The sequence below is a fragment of the Shouchella xiaoxiensis genome, from assembly GCF_016907895.1.
Taxonomy (GTDB): domain Bacteria; phylum Bacillota; class Bacilli; order Bacillales; family Bacillaceae_D; genus Shouchella; species Shouchella xiaoxiensis.
The window spans coordinates 140,890-155,906 of the sequence record NZ_JAFBCV010000002.1; the positions used below are offsets into that span (position 1 = coordinate 140,890).

Consider the following 15,017-nt stretch of genomic DNA (forward strand, 5'->3'; position numbering starts at 1 on the left):
GCAGGGAATGGAGTGGAGTTCATATGCAAGCAAGGCAAGGAAATCAGAAACTGCTGAAGCAATACAATAAATCAAAGTTATTAAGCCTTATCAATCTTTTTGCACCTATTTCCAGAACAGATCTTGTTCAAAAAACAGGGTTAAGTCCAACCACAGTATCGACCTTAATTGAAGAAAGCCTACATGAAGGCATTGTAATAGAGACGGGTTCAGTTGGTGAAGGTGTTGGTAGGAAAGCAACGTTATTGGAAATTAACGCCCGTGGTGGATTTGTCGTTGGTGTTGATCTTAGCTTTGCGACTGAACTGACTTTGTTAAATTTGCGAGGGGAACTCCTTGTTACGCAACGAATGGGTGAGTTAACTGATGAGAATTTAGCTGATTTGCCCAAGCTGTTGGATGTATTCATAAGAGAACAGAAGTTAAATCTCGATGAAATAAAAGGAATTGGCATTTCTCTACCAGGTATTCTTGATGAGGAACGGAAAAAAATTGTTTTCTCTTACAATTTGAATGTGAGACATTATCCACTACATGATCTTGTCGCAAACGTATTTCAAGTGCCGATCCATCTTGTTAATGACGTCAATGCAGCAGCGTTTGCTGAGCAGTGCAGTGGGAATGCCGTAGGTTGTCATAGCTTGGTCTATACGTTGTTAAGTCGAGGCGTAGGAACGGGTATTATTCTCAGAAATGAAATTTATGATACAGGTGAAACAGGAAACTCGATCATGGCAAGTGCATTTGATGATGAAAAGACCATTTTTCAACCATTAAACGTGTATTCAATTTATAATTTGTCAAAAGGGTTACGTCAGCGCTATCCGCACGAATTTACCGATACGCTAGACAATCACTCTGTCATTGACCGTTTCTTCACGCTTGCTTTTCAGCAGAATCAAGACCCCTATCTTAGCGAAGCAAAAAAGATTGCGCACGATATCGTAACATTATTGTGCAACTATGCTTTATTGCTTAAGCCTGAAAAGGTTTTAGTGAATGGATGGATTGCCGAACAGCATCTCTTTTTTGAATACATGCTTCATTTACTGCAAGAATTAGAAAAAACGACGAATGTGTCGATTTGCTTAGAAAAGTCTTATTGGAAAGAAAAGGGCCCATCACTAGGTGCGGCAAGACTAGCATTGCACCATATATTCAAAGAAATGCAGTTTTCTTAGATACATACTTGCTAGACTACATTTTCTGTCAGAAAATGTAGTCTTTTTTTGGAAGAAAAACGGAAAACGACTCCCCTTAGCGAATTCGGCATGCTATACTGATTAGCAAAAATAGAAAAAGGTGGTTTTGCTGATGCAATTGGAACAGCAATTATCAAAAGCGATTCAAGATGCAGCGGGAACATACTCTGACCAAATACAAATCGAATTAGAACAGCCTGCTCAGCTTATTCATGGTGATTATTCAACAAATGTGGCGATGAAATTGGCGCGCGTCGCGAAGAAAAATCCATTTGAGATTGCCATGGATTTAAAAGCACAGCTTGAGAGAAAAGAGCTTCCGATTAATCAAGTCGATGTTGTGCGCCCAGGCTTTATTAACTTTTTTATCGATTGGGATCAAATTCAATTAAATGAAGCAACGGTAAATGAATGGGCAACGAACCCAAGAAAAGTGGTTGTTGAACACACGTCGATTAATCCCAACAAATCAGCTCATATTGGGCATTTGCGCAATGCGTGCATCGGAGACACGCTTGTACGCATCCACCAATTAGCGGGTTCCGAAGTAGAGGTACATAACTATATAGATGATTTGGGGAATCAATTAGCGGATACGGTGACAGCTTTACTGCACACAGAATCAAGTAAACCAGCTGCGCGTTTTGGGGACTACTGCTGGGAGATCTATTCATCGCTTAATCAAGCATACGAAGCGAATGAACTTTCAACAGACGTGAGGGATGATATTCTTCATAAGCTTGAAGCGGGGAACAACAGCATTGCTTGGCTAGGCTACGCGGTTGCCGACAAGCTGGCATCGGAGCACATTGAGGAAATGGGTCAATTTGGCATTGATTATGATTTACTTGTGTGGGAAAGAGACATTGTTGGAAAAGGGTTTTGGGAAGAAGCGTTTGAAAAGCTCAAACAAACAGATGTTTTTTTCAAACAGGAAAGTGGGCCTCAGGCTGGATGTTGGGTCATTCGAACTGGTGAGGATGTGGAAGACGACTTAGAAGAGTCGGCTCACCTTGCGGATAAGATCTTAGTTCGCTCCAATGGCGTCTTAACATACACGGCTAAAGATATTGCTTATCATATGTGGAAATTTGGTTTGCTTGAGCGTAATTTCTTATATAAACCGAAAACAAATGAGCTTTGGACAACCAATGCAGATGGAATCGAGGCTGAATTCGGACAAGCGGATGCTGTGATCAATGTGATTGACTATCGCCAGGAGTATCCACAGAAAGTCGTAAAGCAAGCGTTGTTCGCTGCAGGCTACGAAGAACAAGCAAATCAGCTTCATCATGTACCTTACGGGGTTGTGTCGCTCAGTAAACAAACAGCCAAGCGGTTGGGATTAGAAGTGCAAGCGGATAAAGATGTATACGCGATGTCGGGTCGAAAAGGAATCGGCATAAAAATTAATGATTTAATAACAGAAATGAAGCAAGCTGTACGTGTTCAAAGTCCTCAAGCAAATGAACAAACAGTCGAAACGTTAACATTTGCAGCCATTCGTTACAATATGCTTCGTTATAATACAACGAGTGACATTGTGTTTGATTTAGATGAAGCGACACAGGTGACGGGGAACACGGGCATTTATTTAGTTTATACGTATGCACGGGCAAACAGTATTGCAGAGAAAGCGGAAGGGGCAAACATTTCGGCAGATGGAGCGTCGTTTGCAAGAGCGGCAGATAGTGAAAGAGCGTTGCTTAAGCACTTATCGGGCTGGACGACAACTTTCCAAAAAGCCGTTCATACACTAGAACCTAATTTGATTTGTACATTTGCTTTTGAACTGGCAAGTCTCTACAATCGCTTTTATTCGCAATGTCCTGTCTTAAAGGCAAATGAAGATGAGCAGAAGCGTCGTGTTCTACTAACGCAGTTGGTCATTCAAAAGCTTGAAGATGTGTTTGCCATTCTTGGTTTGCCAAGTCAAAAAAAGATTTAGTTACTTATTGAGATTGTAGAATGAATATGCTATGATATTGGTTGTGACTAATGAGTATTCATTAGCGAGATTACGATGTTCCGCTGCTGGTATGATGGCATGAATGTCTGTACGGAAGGAGGGAACAATACGATGAGCAACCTAATTAATGAAATCACTAATGAGCAATTGCGTACAGATCACCCGGATTTTCGTCCAGGAGACACGCTTTCAATCCACGTAAAAGTAGTGGAGGGAACTCGTGAGCGTATTCAGCTTTTTGAAGGTGTCGTGATCAAGCGTCGCGGTGCTGGAATCAGCGAAACGTTTATCGCACGTAAAATCTCATACGGTGTAGGTGTTGAACGTACATTCCCATTACATTCACCGAAGATCGAAAAGATCGAAGTGAAGCGTCAAGGTAGAGTACGTCGCGCGAAACTTTACTACTTGCGTAATCTTCGTGGTAAGAAAGCACGTATTAAAGAGATTCGTCGATAATCAGACAAAGAAAGCACGCGCTTATGCCGTGCTTTTTTTTGATAGGTTTCTCTATAAACATGGTATGATGGATTAAAAGGAGGAGAATGCATTGAACGTACGTAAGTCCCCGACAACGGAATGGGCAAAAATAATTAGTCTAGCTCTTCTAATTACAATAGCTGTTCGAATTTTTTTACTTGCACCCATCATTGTTGAAGGTCATTCGATGCAGCCAACCCTTGACACAGGTGACAAAATGATCGTTAATCAAGTCGGCTATACATTTTTAAAGCCAGAACGATTTGACATCGTTGTTTTTCATGCACCAAGTGGAAAAGATTATATTAAGCGAATCGTAGGTCTTCCGGGAGAATCGCTTTCTTATGAGAGCGATACCTTGTATATCGATGGAAATCCAGTTGATGAACCTTTTTTAGATAAATTAAAAGCAACCTTACATGGTGAGCAGCCGTTAACGGGAGATTTTACTTTAAAAGAACTTACAGGCTTAGATGCCATTCCAGAAGGACATTATTTTGTAATGGGCGATAATCGTCGATTAAGTAAAGATAGCAGAGATATTGGCGTTGTTGCAAAAACAGAGTTTATCGGCAAAGCCAATTTGATTTTTTATCCATTAGATAATATGACAATTGTAAATAAGAAGTAGGTGTATGTAGTGAAGACAATTCAGTGGTATCCAGGCCATATGGCCAAAGCGCGTCGGGAAATTAAAGAGAAATTGCAAATGATTGATGTTGTTATTGAGTTATTAGATGCGCGCATCCCGATGTCATCACAAAATCCAATTATTGAAGAATTGGTTGATCAGAAACCACGTTTGGTGTTACTTAATAAAGCAGACTTGGCAGATGAAAAACAAACAGAACAGTGGAGTTCTTATTTTCGCAAGCAGGGTGCAGAAGTTCTCGCGATTAATTCACAGACAGGGCAGGGGATTAAAAAAATTGCTCCCGCCTGTCAAAAGCTTGCACACGCTCTTTATGAGAAGTGGGAAGCAAAGGGCATGAAACCAAGGGCATTGCGAGCGGTTATTCTCGGAATTCCTAACGTAGGAAAATCAACACTCATTAATCGACTCGTGAATAAACGCCAAGCAAAAGTAGGCGATAGACCAGGTGTAACAAAACAACAGCAGTGGATAAAGGTAGGGAATCAGCTTGATTTACTCGATACACCGGGGATTCTTTGGCCAAAGTTTGATGATCAAGAAGTAGGTCTCAGACTGGCTGCAACAGGAGCCATTAAGGATGAACTGCTTGATTATGGTGATGTGGCTGCATTTACGCTTCGGCTACTAGCTGAGGATTACCCAAAGCAGTTGCAGAACCGCTACGCGATTGAGTTACCGGTTGATAGTGAAGATGTGGGTCAATTATTTGATGAAATTGGGAAAAAACGTGGTTGCATTGTTAAAGGTGGCCTTGTTGATTATGATAAAACAGCAGAACTTATTCTCCGTGAGTTAAGAAGTGGGACGATTGGAAAGGTAACGCTGGAAAAAGCAGAATCGCAAGCTTGATGAATCAAGCCGCGATTCTTTTTTTAAGCGAGCGCTTCGTACAAAAGACGACCTGCTAGAGTGATGACCGTTACAATTAAGATAAACTGAATCCAACCTGTACGTTGAAGAAGAACCATTTTACTACCTACCCAGGCACCTAAGGCGTTACCAATCGCTAAAATAAGACCAATTTCCCATAATACTTGTCCATTGACGGCAAAAATAATGAGGGAGATCGAGACCGATAAGCCCACAACGATAATTTTGAGGAATGTCGCCTCGACAAACGATTTTTTGTAAAGTAAAATGGCTACGATCATGATGTAAAACCCAACGCCTACTTGAATAAAGCCACTATAGAAGCCAATGAGAATAAAGGCAGCTGTGCCTAGCGCATAGGCAAGTGGTGTTAAAGTGCTTGGACGATTAATCGCTTTAACGGGATTCCAGATGATGAAACATAAGGTGACAACCATAGTAAAAGCAAGAATAAGCATAAACGAGTCATCTGAAACAGTTATTGCAGAAAGTGCACCAAAGATCGCTCCCAGTGTAGAAGCTATTAATATACTGGCGTTGCCTTTTAATTTTACCTGTCCTTTTCGGACGAAGGTAAAAAAGGATGTTAAGCTTTGAACGACGATGGCAACACGGTTTGTTCCGTTGGCTTCAGTGGATGGAATCCCTAGAAATAGCAAGGCTGGTAAGGTAATTAATGAACCACCAGCAGATACAGTGTTAATCACTCCAGCTATAAAGCCGACACCAATTAATAAAATCATTTCAAAAATGAACACTGGAACAAACCCCTCACATAACAATCTTTACATACTATAGCATAAATAAGGCAGGTATTATTCATGCAATCCATTCATGCGTTACGCGAACAATTGGTTCAACATAAATTTGACCAAAAAGAGCTTGAGGAATTACGTAAGGACGACCGAAAAGGGGTACAGGCTCTATTAAATCGTTATGAGCGGCAGCTAGAAAAAGAGCGTACTTTAGTCACGATGCACGATGACATGTGGCAATTTGAACAGGACCTAAGAGAAAAAGGCTACCAGTTCATATGCGGCGTAGATGAAGTTGGAAGAGGCCCGTTAGCTGGGCCAGTAACGGCTTGTGCCTGTATCCTCCCCCTCGATTTTAAATTGCTTGGGTTAACCGATTCTAAGAAACTAGCAAAAGCGAAACGAGAAGAGTTTGCAAACTCTATTAAAGAGCAATCACTTGCTTATCATATATCATCCGTTTCTGCTCTAGAAATTGATCAAATCAATATACTCGAGGCGACAAAAAAAGCGATGCAGGCTGCCATCAACGGGTTAGAGCTACCTGTTGATTACTTATTACTTGATGCTATTACATTACCAATCCCAATTGGACAAATGTCTTTAATTAAAGGCGATTCTAAAAGTCTATCGATTGCCGCTAGCTCTGTATTAGCGAAAGTATGGCGTGATGACTATATGGAACGGTTAGCGGAATCCTATCCGGAATATGGCTTTAATGACCATGCTGGTTACGGAACGGTGAAACATTTAACGGCAATCGAACAGCATGGTGTAACGAAAGAACATCGACGTTCATTTAAGCCGGTGATGGAAAAAGCAGCTGGTCTCTTGTACATAAACGATCGTTAGGAGTGATAACGGTGGAACCGGTTCAAATAAATCATTGGCAGAAGGATGCCGTCATCCGTGGTTTAGTCAATAAACGATTTCCGCGGCAAGATCTCGTTCAACTGTTAATCGGACATTCAATGGTTACTGCAAAGTTAACGGCATCACTTGATTTAGGTAAGACCTATTGGTTTCAAATCGAGCAAACAGGATTGACCCCGGCATTACATGTATTAACAACGGGGGCGACATACACTCATTTATTGGATTGTTGGGGTGTGAGACCGAACCGTTTTGTCTTAACGCTGCTCACCCTTTTTGAGCAAATTCAATGTCCCTTTTCAGAAGCAATGATAAAGGAGGCGCAGGAGATCCAGAAACAAGATAATCTCTCTCTAGCAGAGTGGGTCTCGATTCTTTCATTTATAAAAACGAAGCACCTTCCACTCACTTCAGCAAGCTTAAAAGGAACGGTTGCGTTAAATAATAATGACGAAACGATTGCGCAAGTACTTTCCGTTATCATGAAAAAAGAGAATGAAGATGCTTGGTCGTTTGTAAAAGCATGTATTCATACAATGAATGCACGAGAGACGGAGTTGTTTCAGCAAGTATACCCGTTCACCATTCAATCGCTTACATCGTTGTCTTATGTGCAACAGGAGTTAGTGACAGAGCTAAGAAAAATGAGGGAAAAAGTGAATGTAAACCAAGCTTATAACGAACTTTTTTCAAAACTGGAGCTGATGTTGTTGATTCCAAATGCCTTCCACGAAAGCCACTATTGTTTTGTTTCGAAGTGGGGGACAGATTGGGTTGTTCATTTTACCAATGAAGGTGAAAAAAAAGAGATTGTGATGATTCACCTGCAAGGATTTGTGTCCATGTTTGGCTACTTATCGATCTTGATTCGCTTGAAAGAAAATCAGTTATTTCTCGCAGTTCGGAGTAAGGAAGACGAACCGAGCTGGTTTTCTGCTAAACAGAAAGGATATGAACGCAAGTTAGCAGAACAAGGCTTTGTACTTACAAGTTGTAAGTGGATTAAACAGGTAATAGAAACACCATTAGGTACGAATCGAACGGGTGTCGATATGCGGCTATAGTACAACTAATCATATTTGCCTCAAAACGGTTAATACTAGCAATAATAAGGGTCAATTGAGGAGTGATTAAATGACTAAGAAAAAAGAGACGCAGTCTGAAGAATTTTCTAGTGAATTTGGTCAGCACAGTCCAGCAAGTGAGCAAGATCAAGTTGTGAAAGGGCTTAAAGCGTTGTTTCAACGAAATGACAAAGCGAAAAAACAAGAAAAACAGGCAAAAAAAACCAAGAAAAACAATGAAAATGAATGAAATTGTCGCAATGATAGCGGTTACCCCTCCCCAAGCACGTAAAAAAGTGCTAAAATGAAAAAGGATTTCGTCTTAACACGAAAATTCTCGTGTGGGGAAAAGCCACACGTTATTACAGGAGGCTGGAGAGAGAATGAATATCCATGAGTATCAGGGTAAAGAAATTCTTCGTTCTTACGGAGTAGCCGTTCCAAACGGAAAAGTAGCATTCTCTGTTGACGAAGCAGTAGAAGCAGCAAAAGAACTAGGCTCGTCTGTATCTGTTGTAAAAGCTCAGATTCATGCAGGTGGACGTGGAAAAGCTGGCGGTGTAAAGGTTGCGAAAAATCTAGATGAAGTTCGTACATATGCGAATGAAATTCTAGGAAAAACGCTTGTTACACATCAGACTGGACCAGCAGGTAAAGAAGTAAAGCGCTTACTCGTTGAAGAAGGTTGCGACATTAAAAGCGAATACTATATCGGCTTAGTCGTAGATCGAGCTACTTCTAGTGTGGTCTTGATGGCATCTGAAGAGGGCGGCACGGAAATTGAAGAAGTTGCAGAAGAAACACCTGAAAAAATCTTCAAAGAAGTGATCGATCCAGCGGTTGGATTACAAGGATTTCAAGCACGTCGTATTGCATTCAACATCAATATCCCTAAAGAATTAGTTGGGCAAGCTGTTAAATTTATGATGGGCTTATACCAAGTCTTTGTAGATAAAGATGCATCAATTGCTGAAATCAACCCGCTTGTTACAACAGGTGATGGGAAAGTAATGGCGCTTGATGCGAAGTTTAACTTTGACTCAAATGCTCTTTATCGCAATAAAGATATCGTAGCATTGCGTGATTTAGATGAAGAAGATGTAAAAGAAATTGAAGCGTCAAAACATGACTTAAACTATATCGCTCTTGATGGAAACATTGGCTGCATGGTAAATGGAGCTGGCCTTGCTATGGCGACAATGGATATCATTAAGCATTATCATGGTGATCCCGCAAACTTCCTTGACGTAGGGGGCGGTGCCACTGCTGAAAAAGTAACCGAAGCCTTCAAATTGATTTTATCTGATGAAAAGGTAAAGGGAATTTTCGTAAACATCTTTGGTGGTATTATGAAATGTGACATTATTGCTGAGGGTGTAATTACGGCAACAAAAGAAGTTGGTCTAGAAATTCCACTTGTTGTTCGCTTAGAAGGAACAAATGTTGAACTCGGAAAGCAGCTTCTTAAAGATTCGGGCTTAAACATTACAGCTGCAGACTCTATGGCAGATGGCGCACAAAAAATCGTTTCACTAGTGAAATAGGAAGGGCGGAGCTAACAAATGAGCATTCTCATTAATAAAGATACAAAAGTTATTGTTCAAGGTATTACGGGCGCGACTGGCTTGTTTCATACAAAACAAGCGCTTGAGTATGGAACAAAAGTCGTTGGTGGTGTGACGCCTGGTAAGGGTGGCACAGAAATTGAAGGTGTTCCTGTCTTCAATACAGTTAAAGAAGCAGTCGATGCAACAGGAGCAAATGCAACGGTTATTTATGTACCGCCAGCATTTGCTGCAGATGCCATTATGGAAGCGACAGATGCAGGTCTTGATTTAGCGATTTGTATTACTGAAGGTATTCCTGTCATTGACATGATTAACGTTAAGCGCTATATGGAAGGCAAGAAAACTCGTTTAATCGGACCGAACTGCCCTGGTGTAATCACGCCTGACGAATGTAAAATTGGTATTATGCCAGGATACATTCACCATAAAGGTCATATTGGTGTCGTTTCTCGTTCAGGAACATTGACGTATGAAGCGGTACACCAATTATCAACAGCAGGAATTGGTCAATCATCAGCTGTAGGTATCGGTGGAGACCCAGTTAATGGGACAGATTTCATTGATGTCTTGTCTTTGTTTAATGATGATCCAGATACGTATGCAGTTATCATGATTGGTGAAATCGGTGGTACGGCTGAAGAAGAAGCTGCTGAGTGGGTTAAAGCCAACATGACAAAGCCAGTAGTAGGATTTATTGGTGGTCAAACGGCACCTCCAGGTAAGCGCATGGGTCATGCTGGTGCGATTATTTCTGGTGGTAAAGGGACGGCTGCAGAAAAGATCAAGACGATGGAAGCTTGTGGCATCCGTGTTGCTGCAACACCATCCGTTATGGGAGAAACATTGATTGAATCTCTTAAAGCGAATGATTTATACGAAAAAAGCCTCACTCATGAAACAGCAAAATAAACAATAAAACGGCTCCTTGCTTTTGCAAGGGGCTTTTTTGAAAATAAGGAGTTGAATAGCTTGTCGACCTTTCTAAATCGGCTCACACATGTACATGCTGTTTTATATGAACACCATAAAGCATTTGCTCGATTGCTTGTATATGATCCAGATCTTACGTCTGTTTACCGTTATACAACATTGGAGTTGATGCACGTAATGAACGCAAAAGAATCTGTCGTCGAGCGGCTGAAGGCGTGGCTGAAGAAAACAGATGCAGAAGCATATGCCAATCGCTTCATCGAAGCAGACATTTACTGTATCTCACAAGAAGACCCACTCTATCCCCCTCTATTGAAGCAAATCTACAACCCTCCTACTCTTCTATACGCAAAAGGAAATAAAAGCTTGTTAGCGACAAAAAAAGCTTCTGTAGTGGGCACGCGTACCCCAACTGTTTATGGGTTGGAAACAAGTAAACTGCTAATACCAGCTTTAATTGAAGCGAATGTTACGGTCGTAAGTGGGCTAGCACGAGGAATTGATCGATCTGCTCATGAACAAGCCATCGCCCATCAAGGAAATACAATTGCTGTTACGGCTTCGGGTTTTCAAACGATTTATCCTCCTGAACACAAAGCTTTATTCCACTCAATTGCCACAAACCATCTTGTTCTCACAGAGTACCCCCCTTTTATTAAGCCAAAAAAATGGCATTTTCCGATACGAAATCGAATTATCAGTGGAATGTCCTATGCAACGATTATTATAGAAGCAAAACGAAAAAGTGGGTCGCTTATAACAGCTGACTTAGCTCTTGATCAAGGCAGATATGTATTTGCTGTGCCGGGGCAAATTGTCTCAGAACAATCAGCAGGAGTGAATGGACTGATTCAGCAAGGGGCATATTGTATTTGTAATCAAGAAACGTTTGCCGAAACAATGCCGGAGTTCATGTCGAAAAATAGCGAACCGTCTCGATTTACTTAAATTAACTTTTGGCGTTTGACAAATAGGGAAAGTCTGTTTAATAATGAGGAAGATTTACTTCATCAATAGAGAATAATTTGAGAGGGAGTTGCTTTACATGTCCGATTATTTAGTAATCGTGGAATCTCCCGCTAAAGCCAAAACCATTGGAAAATATTTAGGTAAAAAATACGTTGTTAAAGCGTCAATGGGCCATGTCCGAGATTTGCCTAAAAGCCAAATGGGCGTTAGTGTAGAAGAAAACTTTGAACCAAGGTATATTACGATACGAGGAAAAGGGCCGGTTTTAAAAGAATTAAAAACGGCGGCAAAAAAGGCAAAGCGAATTTATCTAGCAGCTGACCCGGATCGCGAAGGGGAAGCGATTGCGTGGCATTTAGCACATAGCTTAAACATAGATGAGCATTCGGACTGCCGAGTTGTGTTTAATGAAATTACAAAAACAGCAATCAAAGATGCATTTAAACACCCAAGACCAATTAATATGGATTTAGTTGATGCACAACAAGCGAGACGGATTTTAGACCGATTAGTGGGCTATAACATCTCGCCTTTGTTATGGAAGAAAGTGAAAAAAGGCTTAAGTGCTGGTCGTGTACAGTCAGTCGCCGTAAAATTAATTACGGATCGTGAAAAAGAAATTCAAGCATTTGAACCAGAAGAATACTGGAGCATTAAAGGACAATTTTATTTAGAAGATGAATTGTTTGAGGCGAAATTTCACAGTTTAAACGGTGAAAAGACGACTCTTGCCAGTGAAGAAGAAGTGAACAGCGTTCTAAAACAACTAAAAGGTGATAACTACAAAGTTGTAAACGTGAGTAAAAAAGAACGGAAACGGAACCCAGTTACTCCGTTCACAACGTCTTCTTTGCAACAAGAAGCTGCCCGCAAACTGAATTTCCGTGCGAAGAAAACGATGCTTATTGCGCAACAATTATATGAAGGAATTGACCTTGGAAAGCAAGGAACAGTCGGGTTAATTACTTATATGCGTACGGATTCGACACGTATTTCCGATACGGCTAAGCAAGAAACAACGGAATACATCCAATCGACTTACGGTGCCGAGTATGTGAGCCAAGAAGAGCGTAAACAGAAGCAAGATAAAAAATCACAAGATGCACATGAGGCGATTCGACCGACATCTGTGCTGCAAGAGCCAAAAGCGATGAAAGACTTTTTATCACGTGATCAGCTTCGTTTATATCGCTTGATTTGGGAGCGCTTAGTTGCGAGTGAAATGGCGCCAGCGGTAATGGATACCATGTCTGTTGATCTTGACAATAACGGTGTTCTCTTCCGTGCGAACGGATCAAAATTAAAGTTTCCAGGCTTCATGAAAGTGTACATTGAAGGAAACGATGATAATAAAAAAGAAGAAGATAGGCTGTTGCCTGCGCTTGTTGAAGGAAATGTAGTTAAACAGGATGAAATTTCGCCTAATCAACACTTTACTCAACCACCACCGCGGTATACTGAAGCCAGATTAGTTAAAACGCTAGAAGAATTAGGTATTGGCAGACCTTCAACTTATGCTCCAACCTTGGATACGATTCAACGTAGAGGGTATGTGGCTCTAGATGAAAAACGCTTTGTTCCGACAGAACTTGGGGAAATTGTTCTCGATTTAATTGTTGAATTCTTCCCAGAGATTCTTGACGTTGAATTTACGGCAAAGATGGAAGAAGATCTTGATAGTATCGAAGACGGTAGAGATAATTGGATTGGCATTATCGATCAATTTTATCAAAGCTTTGAAAAGCGTTTAAAAGTAGCGGAAGAAGAAATGGAAGAAGTAGAAATAAAAGATGAGCCAGCTGGTGAAGACTGCGAGAAATGCGGTCACGAGATGGTTTATAAAATGGGACGATATGGCAAGTTCATGGCCTGCTCAAATTTCCCAGAATGTCGAAATACAAAAGCAATTGTTAAGGACATCGGTGTTTCTTGTCCAACGTGTAAAGAAGGAAACATTGTTGAACGTAAAAGTAAAAAACGCCGCATCTTTTATGGATGTGACCGTTACCCAGAATGTGAATTTGTTTCTTGGGATAAGCCAATTGCACGACCATGTCCGAAATGTCACAGCCTTCTTGTCGAAAAGAAATCTAAAAAAGAAGTGCATGTTGCATGCAGTTCGTGTGATTATGAAGAAGAAAAACAGTAAAATGTCGAAAATGATCGTTTTTTGAAAGCTATTAGTTGAAAAGTAACATCAAAGATACTATGATATGATTACTTGATGAAATAAAGCCTTCACTCTGCCTAAGGAGTGAAGGCGTTTGTATGAGTACATTTGGCGAAGCTATAAAGGAGTTAATGAGCATGAATGAACAACAAACAATAAATGTAATTGGTGCTGGCTTAGCTGGAAGTGAAGCCGCATGGCAAATAGCGAAGCGTGGAGGACATGTTCGCCTTTATGAAATGCGTCCAGTAAAACAAACCCCTGCTCACCATACAGACAAATTTGCAGAGCTTGTCTGTAGTAATTCCTTGCGCGGTAACTCTCTCGCAAATGCAGTTGGTGTGTTAAAAGAAGAAATGAGAATGCTTGATTCTGTCATCATTAAAGCGGCTGATGAGTCTGCTGTACCTGCTGGTGGAGCTTTAGCTGTTGACCGCCATGATTTTGCGGAGCGTGTGACCCGTTATGTGAAAGAGCATCCAAATGTAACCGTTGTAAACGAAGAAATGACAAGAATACCAGATGGTCCAACGATCATTGCTACTGGTCCACTAACTTCTGAAGCATTATCTGCGCAGTTAAAGGAAATTAGTGGAGAAGAACACCTGTATTTTTATGATGCGGCAGCACCGATTATTGATGCTGACACGATTGATCGTGACAAGGTGTACTTAAAAAGCCGTTATGACAAAGGTGAAGCTGCCTATTTGAATTGTCCAATGACTGAGGAAGAGTTTAACCGCTTTTATGATGCCCTTGTTGAAGCGGAAACGGTTCCTCTAAGAGAGTTTGAGAAAGATATCTTTTTTGAAGGCTGTATGCCAATCGAAGTAATGGCTGAAAGAGGGCGTAAAACGATGCTGTTCGGACCATTAAAGCCCGTAGGTTTAGAAGATCCGAAAACAGGGAAGCGTCCATATGCAGTCGTTCAGTTGAGGCAAGACAATATGTCTGGAACACTTTACAACATGGTTGGATTCCAAACGCATCTAAAATGGGGACCGCAAAAAGAAGTAATCCGAATGATCCCTGGTCTTGAGAACGCAGATATTGTACGTTACGGCGTTATGCACAGGAATACATTCTTGAATTCACCAACATTTCTTAAGCCTACCTATCAATCTAATGTACGTGATGACTTGTTCTTTGCTGGACAGATTACGGGAGTGGAAGGATATGTCGAATCTGCCGCTGCTGGGTTAATATCTGGTATTAATGCTTTTAAGCTAAGTCAAGGACAAGCATTGAACGTGTTTCCAGAGGAAACGATGATTGGCAGCATGGCTCAGTACATTACAACGCCAAATAAGAAGAATTTCCAGCCAATGAATGCGAACTTTGGACTTGTTCCACCACTTGATGTTCGGATTAAAGCGAAAAAAGATCGTTATGAAGCGCTTGCTCAGCGGGCGTTAGGGTCGATTCAGAATTTTATGAAAGAAGTGTGACGATTGTTGCTTCTCCCTCTTAAACTGTGGTAAAATTTATTAGTTCTAAGAGGGAGGACAATCA

General features: G+C 41.0%; 14 protein-coding genes. 13 read left to right on the forward strand and 1 reads right to left on the reverse strand.

Annotated features, from left to right (window positions below; genetic code table 11):
* The first annotated feature begins 23 nt into the window (after window positions 1–23).
* From JOC54_RS04105 to ylqF, 5 genes are all read left to right on the forward strand, one after another.
* The gene (locus tag JOC54_RS04105; RefSeq protein WP_035419173.1) at window positions 24–1,181 is read left to right on the forward strand and encodes an ROK family protein; all 1,158 of its coding nucleotides are present in this window, start codon (window positions 24–26) and stop codon (window positions 1,179–1,181) included.
* A gap of 133 nt (window positions 1,182–1,314) precedes the next feature.
* Window positions 1,315–3,150 (forward strand): arginine--tRNA ligase, encoded by a 1,836-nt coding sequence (locus JOC54_RS04110; RefSeq protein WP_204464658.1) that lies wholly within the window; start codon window positions 1,315–1,317, stop codon window positions 3,148–3,150.
* A 132-nt stretch (window positions 3,151–3,282) separates the two neighbouring features.
* Window positions 3,283–3,630 (forward strand): 50S ribosomal protein L19, encoded by a 348-nt coding sequence (gene rplS, locus JOC54_RS04115; RefSeq protein WP_035419174.1) that lies wholly within the window; start codon window positions 3,283–3,285, stop codon window positions 3,628–3,630.
* Between the two features lie 91 nt (window positions 3,631–3,721).
* Window positions 3,722–4,282: a signal peptidase I gene (lepB, locus tag JOC54_RS04120; protein WP_204464659.1), complete on the forward strand. Its 561-nt coding sequence runs from the start codon at window positions 3,722–3,724 to the stop codon at window positions 4,280–4,282.
* Window positions 4,283–4,321: 39 nt separating this feature from the next.
* Window positions 4,322–5,155, forward strand: coding sequence for a ribosome biogenesis GTPase YlqF (gene ylqF, locus JOC54_RS04125; protein WP_239586588.1), 834 nt, complete (start codon window positions 4,322–4,324; stop codon window positions 5,153–5,155).
* Between the two features lie 23 nt (window positions 5,156–5,178).
* On the opposite strand, the gene JOC54_RS04130 is transcribed toward ylqF, so the two are convergent.
* Complete coding sequence (locus JOC54_RS04130) at window positions 5,179–5,934, reverse strand: sulfite exporter TauE/SafE family protein (protein WP_204464662.1); 756 nt, start codon at window positions 5,932–5,934, stop codon at window positions 5,179–5,181.
* 63 nt (window positions 5,935–5,997) lie between these two features.
* Here JOC54_RS04130 and rnhB point away from each other — a divergent pair, with 63 nt between their 5' ends.
* The 8 genes from rnhB (at window position 5,998) to trmFO (ending at window position 14,953) form a co-directional block, all read left to right on the forward strand.
* Window positions 5,998–6,783 (forward strand): ribonuclease HII, encoded by a 786-nt coding sequence (gene rnhB / locus JOC54_RS04135; protein WP_204464663.1) that lies wholly within the window; start codon window positions 5,998–6,000, stop codon window positions 6,781–6,783.
* 11 nt (window positions 6,784–6,794) lie between these two features.
* Window positions 6,795–7,868: a hypothetical protein gene (locus tag JOC54_RS04140; RefSeq protein WP_204464664.1), complete on the forward strand. Its 1,074-nt coding sequence runs from the start codon at window positions 6,795–6,797 to the stop codon at window positions 7,866–7,868.
* A gap of 70 nt (window positions 7,869–7,938) precedes the next feature.
* The gene (locus JOC54_RS04145; protein ID WP_204464665.1) at window positions 7,939–8,118 is read left to right on the forward strand and encodes a hypothetical protein; all 180 of its coding nucleotides are present in this window, start codon (window positions 7,939–7,941) and stop codon (window positions 8,116–8,118) included.
* Between the two features lie 133 nt (window positions 8,119–8,251).
* On the forward strand, window positions 8,252–9,412 hold the full coding sequence (sucC, locus tag JOC54_RS04150; RefSeq protein WP_204464666.1) for an ADP-forming succinate--CoA ligase subunit beta: 1,161 nt from the start codon (window positions 8,252–8,254) through the stop codon (window positions 9,410–9,412).
* An 18-nt stretch (window positions 9,413–9,430) separates the two neighbouring features.
* The gene (gene sucD / locus JOC54_RS04155) at window positions 9,431–10,345 is read left to right on the forward strand and encodes a succinate--CoA ligase subunit alpha (RefSeq protein WP_035419180.1); all 915 of its coding nucleotides are present in this window, start codon (window positions 9,431–9,433) and stop codon (window positions 10,343–10,345) included.
* 60 nt (window positions 10,346–10,405) lie between these two features.
* Window positions 10,406–11,314 (forward strand): DNA-processing protein DprA, encoded by a 909-nt coding sequence (dprA, locus tag JOC54_RS04160; protein ID WP_204464669.1) that lies wholly within the window; start codon window positions 10,406–10,408, stop codon window positions 11,312–11,314.
* A gap of 97 nt (window positions 11,315–11,411) precedes the next feature.
* Window positions 11,412–13,484 carry a type I DNA topoisomerase gene (gene topA, locus JOC54_RS04165; protein ID WP_204464670.1) on the forward strand — a complete coding sequence of 691 codons (2,073 nt, stop codon included), beginning with the start codon at window positions 11,412–11,414 and terminating at the stop codon, window positions 13,482–13,484.
* A gap of 158 nt (window positions 13,485–13,642) precedes the next feature.
* Complete coding sequence (gene trmFO, locus JOC54_RS04170) at window positions 13,643–14,953, forward strand: FADH(2)-oxidizing methylenetetrahydrofolate--tRNA-(uracil(54)-C(5))-methyltransferase TrmFO (RefSeq protein ID WP_204464672.1); 1,311 nt, start codon at window positions 13,643–13,645, stop codon at window positions 14,951–14,953.
* The last annotated feature ends 64 nt before the right edge of the window (window positions 14,954–15,017 follow it).